The sequence below is a fragment of the Streptococcus mitis genome (assembly GCF_047465045.1).
In the GTDB taxonomy this organism is placed as follows: domain Bacteria; phylum Bacillota; class Bacilli; order Lactobacillales; family Streptococcaceae; genus Streptococcus; species Streptococcus mitis_DT.
This window is the reverse complement of sequence record NZ_JASHAR010000056.1, coordinates 1-509: the sequence shown is the minus strand read 5'-3', so window position 1 is coordinate 509 and position 509 is coordinate 1. Positions and strand designations below refer to the sequence as shown.

At 43.0% G+C, this 509-nt stretch carries 1 rRNA gene; it reads right to left on the bottom strand.

The window, feature by feature from the left end:
• Nucleotides 1-215 (bottom strand): 16S ribosomal RNA (locus QM409_RS10800); the annotation flags it as partial.
• Between the last annotated feature and the right edge of the window lie 294 nt (nucleotides 216-509).

Below are 509 nucleotides of genomic sequence, written 5' to 3'. Positions count from 1 at the left end.
TGCACCTTTTAAGCAAATGTCATGCAACATCTACTCTTATGCGGTATTAGCTATCGTTTCCAATAGTTATCCCCCGCTACCAGGCAGGTTACCTACGCGTTACTCACCCGTTCGCAACTCATCCAGAAGAGCAAGCTCTCCCTTCAGCGTTCTACTTGCATGTATTAGGCACGCCGCCAGCGTTCGTCCTGAGCCAGGATCAAACTCTCATTAAAAGTTTGAGTTCTCACTCATTTCTGTCACTGACAGATTTATTGTTTTTTCATTGTTCAGTACTATAACCTTAGTTATAGTGCCCTGCACATTGGTTCGTCTTGTTCAGTTTTCAAAGGTCTTTGTCACTCACTTCTCTCAAGCGACAACTATATTAGTATATCACAGTCGCTTTCGCTTGTCAACACTTTTTTGAAACTTTTTTAATCTTTTTTCATCAAGTGTTCCATCCGCAACATACCATAGTCCGTACGGGATTCGAACCCGTGTTACCGCCGTGAAAAGGCGGTGTCTTA